General features: G+C 36.4%; 12 protein-coding genes. 4 read left to right on the top strand and 8 right to left on the bottom strand.

Annotated features, from left to right (window positions below; all coding sequences use genetic code 11):
- Positions 1 to 4: 4 nt before the first annotated feature.
- Genes DU508_RS02730 through DU508_RS02715 form a run of 4 tightly spaced genes read right to left on the bottom strand, consistent with a single transcriptional unit; the run spans position 5 to position 4,926 of the window.
- Positions 5 to 1,918, bottom strand: a complete 1,914-nt coding sequence (locus DU508_RS02730) for a YaiO family outer membrane beta-barrel protein (protein WP_115401306.1) — start codon at positions 1,916 to 1,918, stop codon at positions 5 to 7.
- The gene (locus tag DU508_RS02725) at positions 1,899 to 3,365 is read right to left on the bottom strand and encodes a glycosyltransferase family 2 protein (RefSeq protein WP_115401305.1); all 1,467 of its coding nucleotides are present in this window, start codon (positions 3,363 to 3,365) and stop codon (positions 1,899 to 1,901) included. Before DU508_RS02725 ends, DU508_RS02730 begins: the two co-directional genes overlap by 20 nt.
- On the bottom strand, positions 3,352 to 4,521 hold the full coding sequence (locus DU508_RS02720; RefSeq protein WP_115401304.1) for a HEAT repeat domain-containing protein: 1,170 nt from the start codon (positions 4,519 to 4,521) through the stop codon (positions 3,352 to 3,354). The genes DU508_RS02725 and DU508_RS02720 overlap by 14 nt, the downstream gene beginning before the upstream one ends.
- 21 nt (positions 4,522 to 4,542) lie before the next feature.
- Positions 4,543 to 4,926 (bottom strand): response regulator transcription factor, encoded by a 384-nt coding sequence (locus tag DU508_RS02715; RefSeq protein ID WP_115401303.1) that lies wholly within the window; start codon positions 4,924 to 4,926, stop codon positions 4,543 to 4,545.
- Positions 4,927 to 5,346: 420 nt separating this feature from the next.
- Here DU508_RS02715 and DU508_RS02710 point away from each other — a divergent pair, with 420 nt between their 5' ends.
- Positions 5,347 to 6,564, top strand: a complete 1,218-nt coding sequence (locus tag DU508_RS02710; protein ID WP_115401302.1) for a sterol desaturase family protein — start codon at positions 5,347 to 5,349, stop codon at positions 6,562 to 6,564.
- A complete protein-coding gene (locus DU508_RS02705) occupies positions 6,554 to 7,246 on the top strand; it encodes a lysoplasmalogenase (RefSeq protein WP_115401301.1) in 693 nt (230 codons plus the stop codon). The genes DU508_RS02710 and DU508_RS02705 overlap by 11 nt, the downstream gene beginning before the upstream one ends.
- A gap of 6 nt (positions 7,247 to 7,252) precedes the next feature.
- Here the strand turns inward: DU508_RS02705 and pbpC are convergent, their stop codons facing one another.
- A complete protein-coding gene (gene pbpC / locus DU508_RS02700) occupies positions 7,253 to 9,634 on the bottom strand; it encodes a penicillin-binding protein 1C (protein WP_115401300.1) in 2,382 nt (793 codons plus the stop codon).
- Between the two features lie 290 nt (positions 9,635 to 9,924).
- Positions 9,925 to 15,510, bottom strand: coding sequence for an MG2 domain-containing protein (locus DU508_RS02695; protein WP_115401299.1), 5,586 nt, complete (start codon positions 15,508 to 15,510; stop codon positions 9,925 to 9,927).
- Between the two features lie 142 nt (positions 15,511 to 15,652).
- Here DU508_RS02695 and DU508_RS02690 point away from each other — a divergent pair, with 142 nt between their 5' ends.
- Positions 15,653 to 16,075, top strand: coding sequence for a nuclear transport factor 2 family protein (locus DU508_RS02690; protein ID WP_115401298.1), 423 nt, complete (start codon positions 15,653 to 15,655; stop codon positions 16,073 to 16,075).
- Between the two features lie 85 nt (positions 16,076 to 16,160).
- Here the strand turns inward: DU508_RS02690 and DU508_RS02685 are convergent, their stop codons facing one another.
- Positions 16,161 to 16,565 carry a hypothetical protein gene (locus tag DU508_RS02685; protein WP_115401297.1) on the bottom strand — a complete coding sequence of 135 codons (405 nt, stop codon included), beginning with the start codon at positions 16,563 to 16,565 and terminating at the stop codon, positions 16,161 to 16,163.
- Between the two features lie 88 nt (positions 16,566 to 16,653).
- Entirely contained in the window at positions 16,654 to 19,215 is a 2,562-nt protein-coding gene (gene topA / locus DU508_RS02680) for a type I DNA topoisomerase (RefSeq protein WP_115401296.1), read from the bottom strand.
- A 389-nt stretch (positions 19,216 to 19,604) separates the two neighbouring features.
- Between topA and DU508_RS02675 the strand changes: the two genes are divergently transcribed.
- A complete protein-coding gene (locus DU508_RS02675; RefSeq protein ID WP_115401295.1) occupies positions 19,605 to 20,117 on the top strand; it encodes a glutathione peroxidase in 513 nt (170 codons plus the stop codon).
- The last annotated feature ends 44 nt before the right edge of the window (positions 20,118 to 20,161 follow it).

Genomic DNA, 20,161 nt, shown 5'->3' with positions numbered 1-20,161 from the left:
TCTATTAAAATTTATGCTGGAAAGAGATCTGCGCATCAAACTCATTTCTTTTTTTACCAGGAATGTATTCCTGATTATTCCAGGTTCCAAAAATTCCCAAAATATTTCGCTTCCATAGTGTTCTTTGATAGCCTAAGGTAAAACGGATAGATTCTAAATTTAATCTCTCCTTAATTTCAAAATTTCTACCTCTGTCATCAGGTGAGAAACCATAACCAGCAATCGCTGTAAAATAATCATCAGTAGAATCATTGATGAAATAGCGCCCTGAAAGGATATAAGAGTTTGCAATTTGTTTTCCATTTGGCATAACAAATGTTTTTCCATTTAACCAAAAGTTGCCAAAATATTTACCTAATCCAGCTGTAACACTATAATAATTCAAATAACTATTCAAAAATCTCACACCCATTTCTGCTTCCCAGCTTTGGTTAAATGGTAAAAAGTAGGAGTACGCAAACTTGAATTTAGGGAAAATAATCGCATTGGAATAAGCCAGATTGATGTAAGAATATCCGGTATTATGGATTGGGTAAGATTCAACCTCAAACTGATATCCTCGTGCATCATTGCGGTCAGCATAGTTTACCCTTGCAATCAATGATCCACCTTTTTCTGTACGCATGTAATAAGCACTGTATAAATTCCAAGGTTTTCTTCCTTGCTGGTCAAAAGCTGTTATTCCGTAGCTCAAGCCGATTCTATTCTGCCTGGTTAAAATGAATAAATCATGATTAATACTCCTTATGCTTTCGTTTTGTGGATATTTGTTCAATAAGGATTTTGAAAGTTGATAGGCCATGCTTTTATCGCCTTGATTTTGAGTAATGCTTAACTTTTTCAACTGAATGCTTTGAGGGTCATCATAATATTGAATTCCTTCATTAATATATTTTATCGCATTGTTTCGCTCTCCATTCGCTAGCGAAAGGTTGATCAATTGATTTCTCGAAAATGTATCTGCAGGATAGAAAGTTAAAATCTTCTGATAACTGCGATATGCATTCAAACTATCTTTTTTCTGAAGTTGATCTTTAGCTTTTGAGTATAAAATATCCTTATACAAAACTTCAGCTTTTTGATTATTTGGATTATTTTTCCTTAAATTTTCTGCTATTGCCTGTGCTTGATCATAGCGTTTCATTGTACGCAATAAATCGGCCTTACTCATCGTGATGTTCATATCTCCACTATGCTCTAGCAAGCTTGAATAAATTAAGGCTTGCTCGTTATTTCCAGCCTGAATATTTAAATTGTAAAGCGTTTCCAAACACTCTAAATGATCCGGTTGAAGTGCAAGTACCTTTTCATATTCTTCAATGGCCTTATTTAGCTCATTCTGTTTACGATAATTTTGTCCGGCAGCTAAATGCGCATCAATATAAAGGTTTTTGATCGCACCATCGTTTGGATATTTTTTACTCAAGTTTCGCCAGGCCATATCACCACTGCTATAATCGGTTAACTCGTAAAGCATTGCCACTCTTTTTATTTCCATGGCTTTATCTGTTGCAAAGTATTTCAAATACTGATTTGCATAGCCGATGGACTTTGCCAAATTTTTCTGCTGATAGCTCAAATTAACAAGATAATTAAGTGCATCTTTTTGATTTGGCTTTAGTGATAAAACTTTATTTAATTCCACTTCTGCCTGAGTATTTCTGTTGGTCAATAGATATAGTCTTCCCAAAAGTAATCTGATATCAAGATATCCTGGGCTTATTGCTAACCCTCTTTTAGCTAACTGAATTGCTTTTGGATAGTTTTTGTTGACATTGGTTTCTCTAACCGCTTGTTTCAAAAGATCATCTGATGATACATTTTGTGCAAAAGAAACTTTTATAAATAGGCACATTAATAATATGAGCCCTGTTTTACTAAATTTTGAGCAACACATATTATAATTTCCTTTGTTCATAATCTGATAATTTGTTGTTCTTTTTTTTAAATCCGCTTCTTGTCATAATTCCCCAATGTAGTTTTTGCCCGGTTAGGAAAAACCAATTTCCTCTGATAGAGAAAAATAATACGAGTGGATGATAGACTAATGGCTCTATAACAGCTGCGGCACAAAGCTTCAATACCTCTGATTTTTTCTGATATTTCATGCCAGTAATTTCATCCCACAGAACAGAAATAATGGTGATCATAACCGAAAATGAATAAATGAAAATTAATAATGCAATTGCATAAGACCATGTAATCTGGCCAGTGATAATGATATAGATATAATAGATAATCCCTCCGAATTCTAAAATAGGAGCTAACCATTCAAAAAACACCCAATATGGAAACGAAACCAGGCCAAAAACTTTGTATTTTGGATTTAGAAATACTTTCTTATGGAACCACAACGTTTGCGCCAAACCTTTGGCCCAACGTGTTCTTTGTCGTGAATACACGCTCAAGGTGGACGGGACCTCAGTCCAACACATTGATTCAGGAATATATTTAACCTTATATTTCTGTTTATTATCTTCCATGTAAATCCTCATCCGCGTAACTAATTCTAAATCTTCACCAAAAGATTCATGGCTATAACCACCGGCTTTAAGAACAATATCTTTATCGAATAAACCTAAACCACCTGATACCAACATCAAACCATTAATTCTGGACCACGCCATCCGACCCATCAAAAATGCTCTGATGTATTCCAGTTCCTGAAAGAGAGGAAGAAACTGTTTTGGTGCTCTAACTTTCTTAAGAAAGCCATTTTCGACTTCACAAGAGTTGCTGATTCTAATCACCGCACCAGTAGCAATAACTTTTGTTTTTTCTTCAACAAAAGGTTTTACCATTTTTAATAAGGTATCTTTATGAAGAATACAATCCACATCTGTACACAAAAACAAAGGATAGGAGGCTGCATTGATTCCTGCATTTGAGGCATCAGCTTTGCTTTTTCCATTTTCCTTGTCAATAACCATTAATTTGGCGTAAACCGGATTTGTTGATTTATAAATCTTTTTGACGGGTTGGGTGACGATTTCTTCGTGGTAGGCGAAATTCACTTCTACTAATTCATATTCATCAATCAATTGCTGTAACGAGTCATCAGTACTTCCGTCATTCACTATAATTACTTCAAACTTTGGGTAATTAAGAGATAACAGCGTATGAACGCCATTCCTGATGATTTCGCCCTCATTATAGGCAGGCGCAATTACCGATATCCCAGGTGTGTGTTGTGATGTTAACAATGATTCATAGCTAATGAAGCTGTTTTTACGCTGGTATTTTATAATTTCTATAATGCTAAATATAATAAGCATTAAATAAGTGCCCATAATAGATATGCCGTAGTAAAATATGCCATGCTCAAAGGTAAATCTGATAACTTCTTTAACTTTAACGTATTCCATGCAGCTTAATTAATGGGTCTTCAAAATGTTTAATAATTGCTCTTTGCTCCTCATCTATATCGTTAAGGCTTTCCAGAATTTTCTCTTTTAGTGCTACCGGGTGCGACATTATTGCTGCTGTTGCACTTTTAAGAATGGTATAGTGATCTGCCTGAAGAAATTTATCTCTCAAGAAATTCAATGCATTTCCACTGGCAATTGCGCCCAGTGCCAATAGAATCTGAGATTTATTTAGATTACGTTCGGTCGGATAAATCGAAATTAATTTCTGCTCTGCATCTTCAGCATTTAAAGCACCCAAAGTATAAATTGTCTCATTTCTGATCTTTTCATCGCGATGCGCTAAAAGCTTAATCAATTCTGGTATTGCCTTAAACTGTTTATAATGAAGTAACAGCTTGATGCTCAGGATAACTATCGTTTTGTTTTGACTGGCAAGAAAATAGCTGAAATCAGGTATTTCTGTATATTCTGACTTGGTAATAGCATCGAACAATAAAATCTGATGCCAATTGCTTAAATCTTCCTTTTCATTCTTTAAGAAGTTTAAAGATAAATGAGTTTGAAGCTTTAACAGAGTAGCATAAGCCTCAACACGAACATCAATATTCTTGTTTTTAAGCAAAAGTTGGATAGATTCTGTCGAATCATAATCATGAATGGCCTGTAATTCTTTTAGCCCTTGAGCTTTGATAAACCAGAATGAACTTTTTAACTTGCTTAAAGTAATTTCGTTTAACCTTAAACTGAAATAAGCTGAGGTAATTAATCGCGAAATGTTTCCGGTTAAGTTATGTTTATAATAAATTAAAAGTTTAACCAAAACCTCCTTAAAAATAGCGTTTTTGTTTTTCAGTTCATTTAGTTTTCTTACTGTAGAGTTCAGCTCATCTTGAGGCATGTCGGTAATGGAGTCATAAACAAGTAGATGTTCATTCAACTCATCAAGGATTAAACTTTCTGCCTCATCTGCTTTCCGTTTGTAACGCTGCTTTTTTGTACGATTGTAAAATATAAAGCTCAAAGTAAATGTAATTACGCACAGCGCCAATATACTTACCAGGATGGCTATTTGAATTAATAGCGGATAATCACGATAGCTAACTTTTGAAAATATCAGACATAGCTTACCCGACAGATCACAATAGTTCTGCATAAAAAATAATTTAAATGGGGGTTAAGCTGCTGTTTTATTTAGTTGAATAAGCTGCTTTATTTTGGCTAATACTACATTTATCGAAAATGGTTTGATGATATAATCCTGGGCTCCGATGGCAAGTACATCAACGATCACATCTTCTGCAGATAAGGAAGAAAGGACAACAACTGGCGTACCTTGATTATTTTCCGATTTTTTGATTTTCATGATCAATTCTATTCCGGTTACATAAGGTAACATTAAATCAGTAAGAATCAGATCATACTTCTCATTTTGAATTTTTTCTACGGCTTGTATTCCGTCAAAAGCAACATCAACGTTTATGTTTTCTTTAGTTAATCTTGATTCTAAAAACTTGTTGATCAGGATTTCGCTATCAACGATTAAAACTTTATCTCTCATATTATTTTAGGTAAATGCATTGAGATTGCTAAATAAGATAAAAAACTAAAACGTTTTATTCAAAAGTTGTGCCTAAATGTGCAAAATACTGATGTTTTGTATATCTAAACAGTCATATTTTTTAATTAAATAGTTGATTAGTATATTTTTATGTGCTATGTTACTTTTTTTTTAAAAATATAATTTATTGAAAAAGAGTTGCCACGAATTTGTACCAAATTCAAAACCATCCAGTTAAATAGCTCACAACATTTTCTCGAATTATTCTTAAAAGCTATTTTAGATACAGATCAATATTTAAAAATTAAACCATCATAGCACTTTAAAATTTATTAGCTTTTATCACATAGATTTTATCTTATTCGTGATATTCCTTACATTGTATCTTAATATTTCTAACCAAATATATTTTTCGCCCCTATGAAAGTGGATTACATTGCGCTATCTGTTCCTGTATTTTTTATTCTCATTGGGATAGAGCTTGCCTATAATTTTTATAAAAAACTTAACTATTACCGGCTTAATGATAGTATTTCAAATTTAAGTCAGGGAATAGGGCAGCAGCTTACAGGTATTTTCATGAAAACAGCGCTGTTTTTTGGTTACAAATATATATTTGAGCATTGGCGTTTATTTGAGTTGCCAAAAGCAATATGGGTTTGGATAATTTTATTTATCGGTGTAGATTTTTTCTATTACTGGTTTCATAGAATGAGCCATCAGGTTAATGCACTTTGGGCGGCACACATTGTCCATCATCAATCAGAAGAATATAATTTAACTGTGGCATTAAGGCAAAGCTGGTTTCAGGGTTGGTTTAGCTGGGTGTTTTACTTGCCGCTGGCTTTTATTGGTTTTGATCCCATCATGTTTTTAACGCTAAGTTCTTTTAATACTTTATATCAGTTTTGGATTCATACCAGAGCAATCAAGTCAATGGGTTTTTTAGAATATATTTTGAACACGCCTTCGCATCACCGTGTTCATCATGGTTCAAATCCTAAATACATTGATAAAAATCACGCAGGAACCCTCATTATCTGGGATAAAATCTTCGGAACATTTCAGAAGGAGGAAGAAGAGGTTTACTATGGTATTACCAAGCCCCTGGCCAGTTGGAATCCGGTTTGGGCTAATCTTCATTATTGGGATGATTTATTGAAAACAGCGAAGAAATCTCCAAGATTAAGCGATAAGGTTAAAGTTTTTTTAAAGCCCCCAGGCTGGTTTCCCGAACATTTGGGTGGCTTTCAATCTGCACCAGAAATAGATGCTAAAACTTATCAGAAATATAACCCAGAATACCAGACCAAATTAACAGGATACGTGCTGACACAATTTACTATTGCCTTGATCGCGGGTTCTGCGATACTGTTTTCTTATACCAAAATGGAAACAGGTTCTCTTTTATCGGGAGCTGTTTTTACTATTTTTACCTTGATAACCTGTGGCGCTTTATTAGAAGAAAAGGGTTGGTTAGTTAAGTTCGAATATTTTCGATTAATATTAGGACTTGTAATTGTTATTACCTTAAAATTTCCAATAGGCTATCAGGTAATATTTGCAGCCATTCAGTTAATATCCGTAATTTGGTTCTACAATTTGCAAAAAGCAAATCCTAATCCTGATGAAAACTAAATTATTCTCCTTTATTTTTGCGGTCGTATTTATTACTCAGCTTTACGCAGAAGCTGTGGGTAATATTCAATTGCGAAATTTTTCTAAACCATTAATTGTATTTACCCTTTTAATTTGGCTTTATCTCAGCACAAATCTTACCGGGCGATTTCATAAACGCATATTTACAGGTTTAATTTTTGCATTGGCTGGTGACATTTTTTTAATGATGCAATCTGATCAGCCAAACTTTTTCATTTATGGCTTGGTTGCATTTCTGCTTTGTCACCTCTTTTATATCGGCGCTTTTATTCTGGATCATAAATCTAATCCTAATGAGAAAAATCCATTCTTTTTGTGGATAGCAGGTGCTCTAATTATTTTTTGTGCAGGACTGTTTTTTTACCTGCAACCCTTTCTTGGCGGCTTACAGTTTGCCGTGCTGATGTATGCCATTATCATTACCGTAATGGCTATTATGGCAGTTAATCGCTATGGAAAAGTAAATATTTTCAGTTATCAGCTTATTTTATACGGGGCTTTGTTTTTTCTTTTATCAGATAGTGCGTTAGCTGTTAATAAATTTGCACAACCAATTCCACAAAGTGGAATTCTAATCATGGCAAGTTATATGATTGCCCAATATTTAATTGTTTATGGTACAGTGCAACGGAAACTGATTGTTACCAAAACAGAGATTTAAATCTTTTTATCTTACACCATTCTTCTCTTTATCTAAAACTGTAAAAACCTGTACCAATCTTTCTCCATTTTCATCAACCAAGGTTAAAGTATGCTTCCCGGGTGGCGGATTGATTGCCAACTGATGGTAGTTTGTAGTGGTTGCCACATATTCATGGTCAATATGCCAGTAAATTTTTGAGTTTAAATTTCTATGAGCAGCATTTAGTATGATTTTGCCTCTGGTACCATCCAACTCTAAAGGAATATAAATAGTTGCACCATTTTTTGGATAAATGAGCTCCATTACGTTATTTCCGCCAGAATTATCGCAACCCGCCATAAAAGGAGGCAGACTTTTATAATCGCTGTTTTTTATTTTGTAATAATATTCCATCGCTGGCGGCAGGATAAACCAGCTTTTATGCTGCATATTAGTAACCTTTTCACATTGATCGGTAACCCGAAAGGTAGCTGTTCTATCTAAATGAATTAATTTATGAAAAGGGCAAACAGTTGTTTTTATACCGGCTACAGGAACAAGCTCTTCAACCGGATTAGGACAATATTCTCCTGCTTTATAACCACTTTGCTTACAAACTTTTAATTTTTTGAGTTTAGTAGTTGGTGTTTCAAACCATTTTCCATTTGGTAATAATCTGAAAATATCGAATAAAACTGGGGCGGCAGCTTCAATACCTACCAAACCCGGCCGACCCTCACCATCGGCGTTTCCAACCCAAACACATACAACATACTGTGGTGTTAAACCAATGGCCCAGGCATCTCTAAAGCCGAAACTTGTTCCTGTTTTCCAGGCTATACGTTGAGATGATGAAAATTGTTCCCATAAGCCTTCATCGCCTGGCCGCATCACTTCTTCCATAGCATTAAAAGTAGCCCAAATCGAACCGTGATCTAAAAATGAATTCCGTTGATAATCTTCCTCATCTTTATGATCAGAATAGATATAAGTTGCGCTTTTGTAATCATCAGGGTTGTACAGGCCTTTATAGGTGTTGAAATGATTTAAAGTGCGAACCATACCCATATAGGTATTTGCTAAATCCCACATGGTAACTTCACTTCCCCCTAAAATCAGCGACAAGCCATAATGATCTGCAGGTTGATTTAAGGTTCCTATGCCTAATTTCTTAAGTTTATCGTAAAAGCGTTCGTACTTGTATTGTTGCAGCATTTTAACTGCCGGGATATTCAACGAACGACTTAAGGCCTTATCAGCGGCAATTGCTCCATCGTAGCCTAAATCATAATTTTGAGGAGAATATCCTGCAATTTGAGTAGGAACATCAGGAACCAGTGTATGTGGTAAAATAAAACCATCAGTTAGCATGCTGGCATAAAGCAAAGGTTTTAATGTGCTTCCAGGACTACGGGGTGCTTTAATCATATCTACATGGCTTTGCAAATCAGCATTTTCAGGTTGATAGATATTTCCGATATAGCTGACAACGTGGCCTGTGTTCGCATTTAAAACCAGAGCAGAAATATTGTTAATATCATTTGCTCTGAAACGATTATTGTAACGCTTTAAAATAGAATTTATCTTCAGTTGAATATCTTCATCAAGTGTTGATTTAATTCTGGTGGAAATTACGTCAAGATTGGATCGCTCTGCTTTAAAGCGGTTTAATAAATGAGGTGCATTTTGTGGCAGTGGGAGTGGCTTACCTGGAACAGGCTCTAATTTTGATAAGTTAGCCGTTGCTTGGTCAATGTAATTTAACCTGACTAACTTATCCAGTAAATCATTCCGTTTTTTAATTAAACGTGCCGAGTTTTTGCCCGGATGAACCAATGACGGACTATTTGGAAGAACGGCCAGAGTCGCCATTTCTCCCCAGGAAAGTGTGTTCGCCTCACGGCCGTAGTATCGCCAGCTTGCTGCATCTAAGCCAACAACATTGCTGCCAAATGGTGCATTCGCAGCGTATAAGCCAATAATTTCTTCTTTTGAATATTTGAGTTCAAGTCGTAAGGCTAAAATCACTTCCAGTAATTTTTGCCAAATCGTTCTGTTTTGCTTTCTTGATAAACGAATAACCTGCATGGTCAGCGTACTCCCGCCGCTTATCACACTTTTGGCTTTCAGGTTCTGTCGCATGGCCCTGCTCATGGCCAGAAAATCAATTCCAAAGTGATTGTAAAATCGTTTGTCTTCAAATGCAACGATGCAGTTTTTAAATTTTATCGGGACGGAGTCTGCAACAGGAAAACGCCATTGTCCGTCGCTGGCTATTGCTGCGCTTAGCAAATTTCCATTATTTGCCTCAATCACAAATGAAGTAGGGGATTTGAAGAGTTTTTGAGGCAATGAAAAAAGAAAAACCAAAAGCAAGGTAAGGCAAATGATATCTGAAATTAGAAATGCTTTTGTGGTTTTGTTCATCAGTTGTATTGTAATAATTGAATCTACCCAATGCCATGGTTCGTGTCCCCACGAACCATTCAGTTCATTTATGTTTTTCGTTTCGTGAGGATACGAACCGAGGCATCAGTTGTATTGTAAATAATTGAATTAGATTGCTTCGTTCCTCGCAATGACGGGTTTGATGATCGTCATTGCGAGGAACGAAGCAATCTTACTACTCAAGTATTCGAAAGATTATTATGAGTTATTAAACTTTCGAAGTTTTAGAGACAATGAGCCAAACATAACTTCGTAAGTTAGCTTCTTCCTTACTTCACAACCTGTACCCACTTACCGGCTTGCGTAGCAGAAATATCATTATTGTACATGGCTTCACATTGAACCGCAGATAAATAATATTTGCCTAAATACGAAGCATTCAACAATACTTTATAAACTAAGCTCTCATTCTCCCTGATATTAAAATAAGTAAAAACCCTGTCATCTCTGATATCCTGATAAGTGAAAGGAGACGACGCCAAAATACTTTGATTATCGTTAACACGGGTATTGATAATTTCCCATCCCGATGGGAAGATCTGGGTAAGAGCCATTTGCTCATAGTATCCCATTCTGCCTGGATTTTTAATCGTCACTTCTGCATAAAAATCAGTTCCTTGTTTCAAAGTTGTTGGATCAAGAGGTTTACCATTTAGTTGTTTATACATAACATTCATGGATAAAACCTCTGGTCGGTTCGGCAAGAAGTCATTTTGGCCAGCTACAGGTTGTCCTTCCAAAACCAAGCGCACAAACAACACATTATTGCCGATATTGGTAACAGATGCCGTATTGCCTTTAAAATTAATTGCTGTACTGTTCATGTATTGATTTGAATTTACCGGAGCAGATTTACCATCAAGTACATATTGATATTGCAGCTTACCGGAAGACTGATTGGAACCGCAGAATTTAGCGATAGCCAATAAACTATAGGCTGTTGTTTGGGTACTATACCAGGTATTTTCTCCAAGTTTTGCTGCAAGCGGTTGTAATAAGCTTGCTGCTTTTACTTTCTGACCAAGCAAGGTTAATGTTTCCAGAATCATCGCTTCATCACGAACATCAGATCCATAAGTACCACCCAGTTGTTTATAAGGCTCGATTGTAGTATTTAAGCCATTAATCATGTTTAGTGCCACTTCATTTTGACCAGCCAGTTTATAAGCAGCTGCCAATCGCCATTTAGCGGCAACAGATAAATATTCAAATGCTTTTAAACGATTCATTGCTGCCATTTCGGGCTTTTTAGCCAACGCCAGCACATATAAACGATAAGCCTGCGATAAATCACCTCCATAAAAATTATTACTGTTTGGTGCCCAGTTGGCTGCCTTTGATTTTTGGTAGCGTAATAATTCATCTAATAAACCAACAGGCAAAGTATAGCCAGCACTTTGGGCCTCAACTAAGAAATGTCCGGCATAATTACTGCCCCATTCATCAGAACTGCCTTCACCAGGCCAATAAGATAAGCCTCCGTCTGTTGTTTGGAAGCTTTTTAATCTGTTAATCCCTGCTTTAATGTTTGATTCGGTTTTAGCTTTTTGCTGTTCATTCAAAGGACTTAACCGATCCAGATACAACTGAGGGAAAATACCCGATGTAGTTTGTTCGACGCAACCATGTGGGTATTGAATCAGGTAACTTAACCGTTTACTCAAATTAATTGCAGGAATAGAAGAAACTTCCAATGTTCCTGAGTTTGTTCCCGCCATTCCGATAGGTTGATAATTTACCGCCCATTTTGTACGCGGTTGAACAGTGGCCGAAACCACATTGGTTACATAAGGATTCGGATTTCTGATATCCATTTCCACATCGTAAACTGTTTTTTCAGCACCACTTTGCGCAATTACTTTTACTTTGGCAATGCCTACAGTGCTTGGTGCTTTGACCTCATAATAGGCCATTTGTTCACCAGTTTGTTTATAAAACAGCTGTTGTGTATTGGTTCCCTGAACAATGAGGTTGTTTGTTTGCAGTTGAACAGAAACATTTTTCAAATTGTTCTCGGTGGCAAAAACAGTAACAGGTAGGGTAAAACTTTCTCCCGGACCAATAACTCTTGGCAATGTGGCCAGAACCATTAATGGTTTTTTAACCTGAACTGATTTTTCTGCAAAGCCATAAGCTGCATCCTGCCCTGCAACAACCATTGCCCTGACAGCGCCAATGTATTGTGGTAATTTGAATTTATGAGTTTTGTTCTCACCCTTTCCGATGGTAAATGGCCCCATAAATTTAACTACGGCATTAAAACGGTTTGCTTTAGCAGGATTTAAGTTTTTATTGATGCTGCCATCGCCACCGATACTTAAAATACGCTCTAAATTACCACCCCATGCGCCTAATACATAATCAAATAAATCCCAGGTTTTTACGCCTAAGCCTTCGCGGGCGTAAAATGCGCTGTGTGGATTTGGTGTTTTAAATCTTGTTAAATCAAGTAAGCCTTCGTCAACCAGTGCAATGGTGTAGGTCATTGCTTTGCCGTTTTGTTCACTTACGGTAATGATATTTTCAGTTTCAGGTTTTATTTTATCTGCCATTTTGATGATGGGTTTCAAAACGGTTTGTGGATCTTCAACCGAAATCGGGATTGCACCGTACATTCTGATGGGCAAATCATTTACAGTTTGTGCGTGAGGCTGCAACAGCGTAATGTTCGCAAAAACATTCGGCGCCATTTCTTTCTCTGCTTTAAACGTATATTGAGTTTGGCCAGCCTTAGTATCTACCCAGAACGTTTTTAAAACCCGGCTACCATTTTCGATAGAAATCAAGGCTCTGCCATTTTTACCTGTCGGGATGGTTAGGGTAATATCTTCTCCGACCGTAAATTTTTCTTTGTTAGCAGTGAACGATAACATTGATGCTTCAGTAGGATTGCTGCTTTGCTCACGTTGCGCCCAGCCCGGCCAATCTACATATACTGATTTACCGGTAACATGGCCACCATTTAAATCGCGGACAAGGATTAAATAGCGTCCCCATTCGGGTTCATCAATACGTAAATTCCAACTTCCTTTTCCATTATATAAAGTGATCTGATGGCTTTCTACTAATTTATTAAATTGATTTTGAGTGAAATTAGCATAGGTATACTGATCATCCTGTTCCCACCACCAACGCCATTGTGTTTTATACAATTCCACCTGAACGGTTTTACTTCCACTTAGTAATTTTCCATCTGTATTTACATTTACAATTTCAATTTTATGATCTTTTCCTGTAACCAGCATACCACTTAATCTATCTCCTTTTTCAGGACGAATACCTAAATAACTTTTGTAAACATGGTAAGGAATACTAAAATTATCAATGCTGAAATTACCTCCTGGTTCGAAGACTTTTGTCGTAAAATTTGCCCTTAACACTCCCGGTGCAGTGTTGTTCTCATTTAAATTTGTATTAATTTGAGCTATACCTGCTGCATTTAATGTTCCCTCAAAAATAGTTTTTACCTGCGATTCGAAGTTTACTGTCGGATTATCAAAACTAAAGCCATCAAACCCCTTAAACTTAGTTTCTGTAGTGTTCAGATTTACATCAACTTTGGCTTTTAAATTCTGCGCCACTGCTCCAAAAAGCCATTTAGCGGATAAGGTTGCCGCTGATGTTCCTGCGGTTAAGTATGTTTTATTGCCAACATTGAAATCAATTTTCAAACGATTTGGCATTACAGTTTCAATCTTTAAAGTTTTAGTGAAGGTTGCTCCACCTGCCTTAACTTTTGCTATCCAGTTACCTGTAGGGGAGGTGCTTTCTGTTGTTGTTTTAAATGCGTAAAATCCATTTACTGGTTTTCCGTTAATCAGGCGTTTATAAAGTTGTCCCTTTGGATTGTAGAGTTCCATGGTAACAGGATAGTTAACGGGCAGTTTTTTCAGTTTATCCTCCAAAACAAAAGACACAAAGAGACTATCGCCCGGACGCCAAACACCTCGTTCGCCATAAATAAATCCTTTTAACCCACTTTGAATCACATCTCCACTAACATCGAAACGGCTTAAAGGGAGGGAACTTCCATCATCTAACTTTAAATATCCACGTTCTGAGCCGTTTTTGGCAATCAATAAAAACGGTTGCCTTTTTAAATCAAATCTGGCAATGCCGTCTCCATCAGTTTTTGTAGTGAAAATAATTTGTTTCTGATAATCCATCAGCTCTAAACTTACCCCACTTAATGGCTTTGCCGTTAATAAGTCTGTTGCCACGATGAACATACTATTATCATTACCGCGTTTAGCAACCAAACCGATATTTGAGGCAATTAAATTTCGGCTGGCCCAGCGTTGAGTAGTGTAAAATGATTGTGTACACGGGTTGTCCCTATCATTCCAACGGTAATTATTTGGATAATAATTGTTGTAACGCATCCAAAAATCATCATCTTCATCAATCTTTTCGCCATAGCCATCATATTCTTCATATTCGTTTTTGCCATCTCCATCTTTTTCTTCTCCTGCTTTACAGTTGTATGCGTTATATTCTTGCCTGAAAGCGATGGTAACGCGATACATTGCACCGGGCTCGGTACGAATCATTTTATCCAAATCTAAAGTGAAACGATTTTTTTTATGGAGATTTAGTGCCTTATCTTCATCCAGTCGAATGGTTTTCTGTAAAATTGGTTTTGCTACACGACGAAGTTCGTTTCCGTCTTTATAACTGTTTGTCTGAAAAAATTGAGGGATATTATTTTCATACACTTTAATAACTGTAATATCAACAGCCTTAAGATTAATGGCCTCGAATGGTAAAACCAATTTGCCGGAATTTGGTAAAATGGTTCCTGCGCCGGCTATGGTAACGGCAGGAAGTTTATCTTCAAAAATAAGATTTGTGGTTTTGCCGCCTGTTAATGTTTTTCCATTGATATTTTTTACACCTGCATTTACATTCAAGGTATAATTTCCTTTTAGTTCTTCTGCAGCATAAACTTTAACCTGACTGGCATCTATTGTATAGCGTAGATCGCTTAAATTGCCAAGCGAAATCATTCCAGTTAGGTCCTGTCCGACACCAATAGGTTCTGAAAATTGCACCAGTGCATAATCTTCCTGGCCCTGAATGGCTTTTATAGCTAAAATCTCAAATTTATTTAAGGCAGGAATCCGAATTTCTTCACTGCCCTTTTGTTCAGCGTTAATGGCATCGCCATCCCAATTTATCTTTAATGTTTGGTCAGAATTTTTCTTCCTGATACTGTCAATTGTAAATTTTGATGTGTTTTTTGCCGGATCATGCTGCCATTTCACTTTTAATTTCTGGTCGGAATCCAATTCAATAATTTTCTCAATTCTGGAGGTTTCTTCAGCGTCAGCAGTAGCAACCTCTCCAGTTAATTTCATGTAATCCAATGAAGTATTATTTTGAGAAACCAAACCATTTTGCGAAAGCATTACACCGGGTGTAATTACTTTGAATGTAAAATCAAAATCTTCCAGACCTTTCTCCGTAACGGAAACTTCCGATAGCCTGAAAGTAGCCTCGTATTCTTTACCCGGCTTTAGATTTTCATCAGGTCTGAATTCCACCGTTTGTGGATCAATCCAATAAGTTTTACCAGAAATAGATGGAGAGAAATCAAATAGTTTACGTGAATCTGCTTTTCCCAAATCCTGCATTCCAGTTGCGGCATTTGCTAAATGAAGTCTGATAAAACTCTTTTTAGAGATAGTTCCTGATGTGTAAGCTTCAACATATTTTGCATAAGCCTGATTTTCTTCATTTGTTTTCTTTTTTCGATTGAAATAAATGAGCACTATTGCAGCAATTGAAATAGCAAGTAAACCGATAAAAATAAATTTCTTTTTGGAGGATGATTGGTAGGTAGAGGGTTGTTCCATTTTTGAAAATTACAATTAGATATAAATGGAAATTAACTAAAATTCTCGTTAAAAGAAATTATGTTGATAATTAAACGCCCAGGTTTTGTTCCTTTGCTATGATTTGGATAAGTTTACAACATCAACCTAATTTTAACCAGATATGATTAAAAAAATATTGATTTTTTCAGGCCTGATTTTATTTGCAAATTTCTCTTTTGCGCAAAAAAAAGAAGTAGAAGATGCCGTTACCAGGTTAACCGAATTGATGGTTTCGCCTGATAGTGCAGCTCTTGACAAAATGATTTTGCATAATTTAAGCTATGGCCATTCAAGCGGAAAGGTACAAACCAGGCAAGAGTTCATACATTCATTATTATCTGGAGAATCTGATTTCGTTGATATTAATTTAACTGACCAAACCGTAATTATTCATGGTAAAACCGCTTTAGTTCGTCATACCTTAAATGCTAAAACAAACGATAAAAATGTTCCTGGAGACGTTAAATTATATATTTTATTAATCTGGACTAAAGAAAAGGCAGGGTGGAAGTTGCTTGGCAGGCAGGCGGTTAAGGTACCTTAGGCCTGTTCATTAATTCATCAGTATCACTAGTTCATTGGTATCATTGTTCATGTTGTATACCTAATGAACTAGTGACACAAATGAACTATTTTATCATCACTCCAGGCCTGTTAACCAAGGGAATTTTAATCAAATTAGAATCAATAATACTTTCGGGTAAGAAGATGAATTTCTTATCGTAAATGGTTTTGCCGATATAGTAACTTAACCAGTATTCATTTGTCAGTCCAAAAACTTCAGGATCAATCGCTTCAACGCCAGCAAAAGAATTGGCGGTCATATCGCCTATAAAATGCCTCAAAACAGAAGTTTTAACTTGTTTCCCATCTTTTTCGCCATATCCTTTGGAGCTAATTAAAACATTGCTAATCGGCTCATTTTTTAAGTTTACAAGATATACCGTCCAGTTTTTTACTTCTGGAGTTTCGCCCATCAACACAACAGCCATTGCGATATCTTCAACCGTATTTTCAGGTAAATCTGCTTTCATAATAATAGTCTGGTCATCACTCTGAATTCATTTCAGAGTCTTTCTCGCAGAAAAATGCTGAAACAAGTTCAGCATGACAATATTATCTTTATTTCTTTTTCGCCACTGCTTTTTTAGCAGGAGCTTTTTTCTTTGCCGGAGCCTTCTTTTTAGTTTCAAAGGCATTCGGAACCTGTTCCTCAATCATTTTCTTAACTACATCCAAATCAATATCTGCAAGTTCTTCTGCAGTGTATTTCTGTTTTGTGGCCTCATTGTTCCTCAGTTTTAGCATGAGCTTTCCAAAACGGATGAATGGGCCCCAACGGCCATTTTCAATGGAAATTTTCTCGGCATCCCAGGTTTTGATATATCTATTGGCTTCTTTTTCTACTTTCTTACTGATCAGGGTTTCAATATCAGCCTGAGTGAGATTGTCGAAATCATAACCTTTTGCCGGAATGTTAATGAATAAATCGTTCCATTTTATAAACGGACCAAAACGGCCTTTACCTTTTGTTACACCCAAGCCCTCGTAATAAGCGATAGGCGCATCAGCATCCATTTTTTCCTGAATAATTTCTGCCGCTCTTTCATAAGTAACAGAAAGCGGGTCTTCATTTTTAGGCAATGAAATAAAAGCATCGCCCCATTTTACATAAGGGCCAAAGCGGCCAACCCCAATCATTACTTCCTTTCCTTCAAAATCAGGTAATTGAAATGGAAGCTTAAACAATTCCAGTGCATCATCTAAAGTGATGGTAGCTACCGATTGGTTTCTCATTAAACTTGCATATTGCGGCTTTTCTTCTTCGTCAAGCTCACCAATTTGTACCAATGGTCCGAATTTACCAACCTTTGTGTAAACGTTTTTACCAGTTGCAGGATCCAAGCCCAATAAACGTTCCCCTGTGGCACGTTCAGCATTTTCTAAAGTGGTTTCAACTTCTGAGTGGAAAGGGCTATAGAATGAACGCAACATTTTTGTCCATTCCTGCAAACCTTGTGCAATCTCATCAAACTCTTTCTCTACTTTGGCTGTGAAATTAAAATCTACAATTCCTTTGAAATGTTCAACTAAGAAATCGTTTACCACTTCACCAATATCAGTAGGGAAGAGCTTTGATTTTTCAGCGCCTGTAATTTCTGACTTTGTTTCTTTTCTTACCGTTCCATTTGCCAAAACGATAGAAGTGAACTGACGTTGCTTACCATCTCTATCCTCTTTAACTACATAGCCACGATTTTGAACCGTAGAAATGGTTGGTGCATAAGTAGATGGACGGCCAATGCCCAGTTCTTCTAATTTTTTAACCAAGCTGGCCTCAGTATATCTGGCTGGCGGGCGGGAATAGCGCTCCGTAGCCTGCATTTCTTTCAAAAATAATTCTTGTCCTTTAGCTAAAGGAGGTAAAATTGAACCACCTTCTTTTTCTTCTCCGTCTTCATCATCTGTAGATTCTAAATAAACTTTCAAGAAGCCATCAAACTTTAAAACCTCACCTTCAGCAACCAGGTATTCTTTTCTGGTTGATGCTGTTATTTGAGCTGTTGTTTTTTCAAATAAAGCCTCGCTCATTTGAGATGCAATGGAACGTTTCCATATCAAATCATATAAACGTTTTTCTGAAATATCTCCATCTACGGTATGTCGATCAAAATAAGTCGGACGGATGGCTTCATGAGCTTCCTGCGCACCTGCAGATTTTGTTCTGTAAACCCTTTGTTGGTGGTATTTATCTCCGTAAGCGGATTTAATTTCAGCTGCTGCAGCATTTAAAGCCGTTTCAGATAAATTTACAGAGTCAGTTCTCATGTAAGTGATTTTACCGGCTTCGTAAAGTCTTTGTGCAACTTGCATGGTTCGTGCAACAGAAAAGCCTAGCTTTCTTGATGCCTCTTGCTGTAAAGTTGAAGTGGTAAATGGGGCCGCAGGATTACGCTTAGCTGGTTTAGTTTCTAAACTGGTAATATCAAATGTTGCAGTGGCACAATCTTGAAGGAATTTTTCTGCATCCACTTCGCTCTCGAAACGTTGTGGCAATTCTGCCTTAACCGTTTCTTTTCCCTTTCCTGTAGAAAATTGAGCAGTTATTTTATATGCTGCAGCTGCCTTGAAATTTTGAACTTCTCTTTCCCGATCAACAATTAAACGTACAGCAACAGATTGAACGCGGCCTGCTGAAAGCGATGGTTTTACTTTTTTCCATAAAACGGGCGAAAGTTCGAAACCCACCAATCGATCTAAAACACGACGTGCCTGTTGTGCATTTACTAAATTATAATCAATGCCTCTCGGACTATCAATTGCTTTTAAAATGGCAGGCTTGGTAATTTCATGAAAAACAATGCGTTTTGTTTTTTCCTGTTTTAAACCTAAAGTCTCAAACAGATGCCAGGAAATCGCTTCTCCCTCGCGGTCCTCATCGGATGCTAGCCAAACCATTTCGGCTTCTTTAGCGAGTTTTTTTAGTTCAGCTACCAGGCTTTTCTTATCAGCAGGAACTTCGTATTTTTGAGCAAAATTGTTCTCAATATCAATCGCCATATCGCCTTTGGCTAAATCCCGAATGTGGCCATAGCTGGATTTCACCAGGAAATCTTTACCTAAATAGCCTTCTATAGTTTTAGCTTTTGCGGGTGACTCGACGATTAATAAATTTTTGGCCATGAAATACGTTTTTGTGCAAATAAAGCTATAATTAAAGTATAAATCCAAACCTTAGTAATAATTAATACAATTTTTTTTTGAAATTTTTAAATAATTGTTGTCATATTTTAAGATAAAATGTATTTAAATCATTGGTTTTTAGAATAGATTTTTGAAAGGCAATAACTTTGGTTCCTGGGTTTGGTCTTGCTCCGGCCGCTGTTTTAAATCTTCAACCTCATGCCCCTGCAATGACAGTGGTTAAAATGATTGGAGCTTGTGATGGAACAGAAATCACTAAACAGCTCTTGCTTAGATCTAAGTTTTTGAAATCACAATGTATTATTTACACCAACATTACTTCACTAAAATCTATTTGTACCTATATTCGTATATAAAAATAAAAAACAATGATAAGCACTATCCTCATCCTATTAAACTTTTTGGTGTCGCCGCCCAAAAATGTTTATGATTTCAGTTTTAAAACCATTGATGGCAAAGAAATCAAATTATCGAAATTTAAAGGCAAAAAAATTCTGATTGTTAACACCGCATCTAAATGTGGTTATACCCCTCAGTATGAAGATTTAGAAAAACTTCAAAAACAGTATGGTAAAAAAGTGGTTTTAATTGGTTTTCCGGCAGGTAATTTCGGCGGACAAGAATTTTCTACCAATGCGGAGATTAAAGAGTTTTGCACTGGGAAATATAATGTCTCATTCTTAATGGCTGAGAAAACAAGCGTAAAAGGAGATGATATCAGTCCGCTTTTTAAATATTTAACTGCTCAAACCAATACTGAAGAGCAAGGAGATATTAAATGGAATTTTGAGAAATTTTTAATTAATGAAAAAGGTGAATTGGTACACCGTTTCCGTTCTAAAACAAAACCTTTAGATGAGGTAATTGTAAAGAACTTATAAAGGTTAGGGTTTAGAGTTTAGGGGTTAAACTCTAACCTCTAAAC

The sequence above is a fragment of the Pedobacter chinensis genome (assembly GCF_003339865.1).
Classification (GTDB): domain Bacteria; phylum Bacteroidota; class Bacteroidia; order Sphingobacteriales; family Sphingobacteriaceae; genus Pedobacter; species Pedobacter chinensis.
This window is presented reverse-complemented; position numbering and strand designations above follow the sequence as displayed.